Here is a 4,565-nt window from a genome sequence, read left to right as displayed (position 1 = left end):
GGCGCGCATGGATCGCGTCACCATCCCGATGCACTTGCGGCGCACGGCGTCATCCTGCCTAGCAGAATCATGGTGCATTCCGTCGAGCGAGGTCATAGGGTCATGGCGCATGTCGACACAACCTCAACCTGAACCTGCCCTATCTCGCGGCGCGCTAGGTGGGCTGGTCGTCGCGGATTTCTCGCGTGTGCTTGCCGGACCGTTCGCGACCCAGATCCTGGCCGACCTCGGAGCGGATGTGATCAAAGTGGAGTCCCCAGCGGGGGACGAGACCCGAGGATGGCACCCCCCGGATCGAGACGGCGTCTCGACCTACTTCCTGGGTGCTAACCGCAACAAGCGCGACGTCGTCTTGGACTTCCGCGATCCGGAATCCCGCGCCAGCGCACAGCGACTAGCCTCTCGCGCCGATGTGGTGATCGAGAACTTCAGGCCCGGCGCACTGGCGCAGTTCGGCCTGGACTATGCTGCGGTCGCGCAGCGAAACCCGCGCACTGTCTACGCCTCCATCACCGGATACGGACCTCACGAGGGAGCGCAACTGCCCGGCTACGATCTGACCGTGCAGGCGACATCCGGCCTGATGAGCCTGACCGGCGATCCCGACGGCGCCGTCTACCGCAGCGGCCTGTCGGTGTTCGACGTCACAACCGGACTGCACGCGGCAATCGGCGTACTGGCAGCATTGCGTCACCGCGACCTGACAGGCGAAGGACAGCATGTACAGGTCAACCTGCTCTCCACCGCCCTGGCGTCGATGGCCAACCACTCCTCGGCTCTCATCGCTGGCGGCGTGCTGCCTTCTCGGATGGGCAACGCACACCCGAGCCTGTTCCCGTACGAGCCGTTCCCCGTCAAGGACGGTCAGATCATCATCGTGGCCGCGAACGACGCGCAGTTCGTCCGGCTGGCAAAGGCCATCGGTCACCCCGAATGGGTCTATGACGATCGATTCGCGACAACGCGAGCCCGCAATGTGAACCGGCACATACTGCATCCCTTGCTGGTCGACGCCCTGGCGAGTCACACTGTCGATGATCTGTTCGGTCTGCTCACCGCTGCCGGCGTGGCGTGCGGACCGATCAACACGCTCGCCGGAGGGATATCCCTGGCCGAACGGCTGGGACTTGACCCGGTGGTGCAGGTCGGCGATGGTGAGCGAGCTGTGCCGATGATCCGCAATCCGATCGACCTGTCCGTGACGCCCGCCGAGTACCGGCTTCCTCCACCCCTGTTGGGCGAGCACACCTCGGAGCTTCTCGCCTGGCTGGCCTCGCCCGTTGACGAAGAGGAGAGAACCGGATGAGCGACAACGAGTATCCAACCGGAATCGGCACCAGCGATCCAGACCGTATTTCCCTGCTCGGACGTGATCTCGCGACCGAGGTACTCGGTCAGGTCGGCTTCGTAGAGCTGGCATACTGGCTCGCAACAAAGCGGCGACCGACTCCAGGCCAGCTGCGCGTCTTCGACGCAGTGCTGGTCGCACTGGCCGATCACGGTTTCACGCCGACCGCGATCTCGGCGCGCATGACGTACTACAGTGCCCCGGAGTCCGTACAGGGTGCGATCGCCGCGGGTCTGCTCGGTGGCGGTTCACGATTCCTCGGCGTGACCGAAGACACCGGTATGTACCTGAGTGAGCTCCTTGCAGAGGTTGACGATCATGCCAGCTTCGACGACGATGCCTGGGACGAGCTCGCTCGGGAGGCGGTCGCGAGGGCGTCGGTGAAGGCCACGAGGATTCCCGGTCTCGGGCATCCAATTCACAAGCATGGCGACCCTCGCACGCCTGTTCTCCTTCGGATCACCAGAGAAGTCGGCGTGTACGGGCCGCACCTGTCACTGCTGGAAGCAATCGGACGAGTTCACAGCCCGATCATCGGCCGCCGCCTGCCGCTGAACGGCGCCGGCGTCAGCGGCGCCGCGCTCGTCGACGCGGGCTTGCCGGTCGAGCTGTTGCGCGGATTCGCCCTGCTGGCGCGAACCGCCGGACTGATCGGTCATCTCGCGGAAGAGAGGATCGCGCCGATCGCGCCAATGATCTACGCAGAGGTCGACGGGCATGCGGTGTATCGTCCTGTCGATGGCTAGCATGATCCCGATAGCAGGCTAGTCGGCGTGAGGTTTTCCGGCGCCGAGTGCGGCGATCAGCTCGGAACCTCGTCCGTATGCCTCCGCCGTGACGACGTGCTGGTCGCCGGGGTCGATGCGGAGATCGACGGCGGCGCCGGCTTCGGTCAGCACGCGTGCGGTGGCGTGCACGCGTTCCGCGGGGACGAACGGGTCGTCTTGGATGCTGCGCAGCAGCACCGGCACGTCCTTCAGGTGCCGGTGCTGCACTGTGGGCTCAGTCGCCCCGATGTACCCGCCAGTGAACAGCACGGCTGCGCCATAACGGACGTTCGGCGATGACAGCAAATGCTGGGTCAGCAGGCATGCTCCCTGAGAGAACCCCCACACGGCGATCGCGGCGGGATCGAACCCATCCTCGAGGGCGCGCGCGGTGGAGCGAGAGATACCGACCAAGCCAATATCAATGCCGTCCTGGTTCGTCTCGATCGGTTCGAGGAACGAATGCGGATACCAACTGCCGGCCGGCGCCCGTGGCGCGTAGTATCGCACGTCGTCTACGGAGAAGTTCCCCGACCGCTCTTGCATGTCCTCAGGATCCAGACCGCGTCCGTGCACGGCGATCACGGCATACCGTGCTCGTGCGAGCGGCGCACCCCATTCGACGACGTCCACAGCATACGAACCAGACACAAGCATTCCCTTCCGAGACGACGATGCTGTATGGCCTGGCGGTCAGTCATCGCAGCCAGGCCATACAGCCGAACCGGTGTGGAGCTCAGTCGATCGGTTCGAGCTGGGCGAGGATGCTCTCGCGCTCGTCCTCGAACTGCTCGGGAAGCATGAACGCGCTGCCGAGCTCCTCCGGCGACTCGTCGCAGTCCCATCCGCCCTCGTTGTGGGTGACAGCCAACTCGAACAGCGCGCCACCGGGCATCCGGACATAGTGCGACTTGAAGTACGTGCGGTTCTTCAGTTCGGAGATGTCGGTGTACCCGGCGCCCTCGATGTCGAACTTCACCTGCGACTGGTTGTTGAGCGTCCGCAGGTTCCAAGCGAAATGGTGGTAGGAGCCGGCACCATAACGCCACGTTCCCTGGGGGTCGGTGCGGTTCCCGGTCAGCTCGACCCAGTTGCCAAAGCCGGCCTGCCCGATCTGGAAGCGGGCGCGGTCGCCTTCTTCCTGTACCCCCTCCTGCGCGAAGAACACGTTCTGCGCGAAGTCGACCGAGGGATCCTGGTCGTACACATGAATGCCGACTCCGTGGATGCCGTGGATGGCGTGCTCCGTTCCGACACCGCCTCCGGTGAAGCCGACGCGCGGGTCGTCCTCGTTCTCGACGAAGAGGTACTCGATGCCGCTCGGGTGAACGAACGCGAGTCGGCGCTGACCGAAGATGTCCACGAACGCGCTGTCGATGTCGTGGTCACTCAGTCTCTTCGACCAGAACTCCAGCGATCCGGTCGGCACAGAGAGCAGCACCTCGCGCGCCTGGTTCGTGCCGCGTGTGCCGTAAATGCCGTGCTGCGCCCACGGGAAGGTGGTGATCACGGACGACGGGTCACCATTGGCGTTGGAGTAGTACAGGTGGTACACGGGCGTCGACCCGTCGTACAGCACCGTCTTCTTGATGAAGCGGAGACCGAGCACCTTCACATGGAAGTCGACGTCCTCCTGGGCGTGCCCGACGGACAAGGTCACGTGGTGGGACCCGGCAACGAAAGCCATGACAAATCTCCCTTGACTTGATTGCGGCACACCGCCGCGCGGATTGATGTGATGGAATCTATCCACGGAGCTCTTCACGCGATGACGAATTCTGCATAGCGGCACGCGAGCACGATTCTCGAACGATCACGACAGTATGGTGGTGACTATCGGTTCCGCTCCGTTACGCCCGTTCACGGCAAGCGCAGATAGCCACGCTGACCGATGGCATGGATACTCGGAAGGTGGTGGCAGGCATGGTTGCGATTCCCGCCCGCACCAAGCCGACCTATGCAGTCACGTCGGTCGACAACGCCCTGCTGCTGTTGCAGATGCTGCGGGATCTGGGTGAGCTACGCGTCAAGGACGCGGCGTCCGAGCTCGGGATCTCACGCTCCACCGTGCATCGACTGATGTCGATGCTCGTCTACCGGGGCTTCGCCGTGCAGAACGAGTCGCGGATCTACCTTCCCGGCCCGTCCGTGGGCGTCGGCCCCGCTGCCTCCACTGGAGCCCGGGAACTGCGTGCGCTCGTGCGGCCGCATCTCGACGAACTGAGGGAGAAGTCAAACGACAGCGCCTACTTCATGGTCCTCACGGGCCGCGTCGTCCGATTCCTGTTGACGTCCCAGTCCGCGCAACCGCTGCGCGGAGGGGACCGGCACGGCTTCGTCGTTCCCGCGCACACATCTGCAGGGGGGCGAGCGATCCTGTCCAGGCTCACCTGCGATGAGCTGAGAGAGCTCTATCGGGGCCCCGACCTCAACGACGGCATCGAGCTCGA

At 64.4% G+C, this 4,565-nt stretch carries 5 protein-coding genes; 3 read left to right on the top strand and 2 right to left on the bottom strand.

All coding sequences use genetic code 11. The annotated features are described in order from the left end of the window. A partial coding sequence (locus NT132_RS13635; RefSeq protein WP_366940417.1) for a CoA transferase occupies positions 1-1,306 on the top strand: 1,306 nt, incomplete at its 5' end. After that, positions 1,303-2,094 (top strand): citryl-CoA lyase, encoded by a 792-nt coding sequence (locus NT132_RS13630; protein WP_297789964.1) that lies wholly within the window; start codon positions 1,303-1,305, stop codon positions 2,092-2,094. The genes NT132_RS13635 and NT132_RS13630, both read left to right, overlap by 4 nt. Positions 2,095-2,112: 18 nt before the next feature. Here the strand turns inward: NT132_RS13630 and NT132_RS13625 are convergent, their stop codons facing one another. Then, the gene (locus NT132_RS13625; protein ID WP_366940416.1) at positions 2,113-2,772 is read right to left on the bottom strand and encodes a dienelactone hydrolase family protein; all 660 of its coding nucleotides are present in this window, start codon (positions 2,770-2,772) and stop codon (positions 2,113-2,115) included. Between the two features lie 79 nt (positions 2,773-2,851). Then, entirely contained in the window at positions 2,852-3,802 is a 951-nt protein-coding gene (locus tag NT132_RS13620; protein WP_297789960.1) for a VOC family protein, read from the bottom strand. A gap of 224 nt (positions 3,803-4,026) precedes the next feature. Here NT132_RS13620 and NT132_RS13615 point away from each other — a divergent pair. Beyond that, positions 4,027-4,565: helix-turn-helix domain-containing protein (locus NT132_RS13615; RefSeq protein WP_297789958.1), on the top strand; the 539-nt coding region annotated here is incomplete at its 3' end.

It is taken from the genome of Microbacterium sp. (assembly GCF_026393345.1).
Taxonomy (GTDB): Bacteria; Actinomycetota; Actinomycetes; order Actinomycetales; family Microbacteriaceae; genus Microbacterium.
Note: the sequence above shows the minus strand (reverse complement) of the source record. Positions and strands in the feature narration are given on the sequence as shown.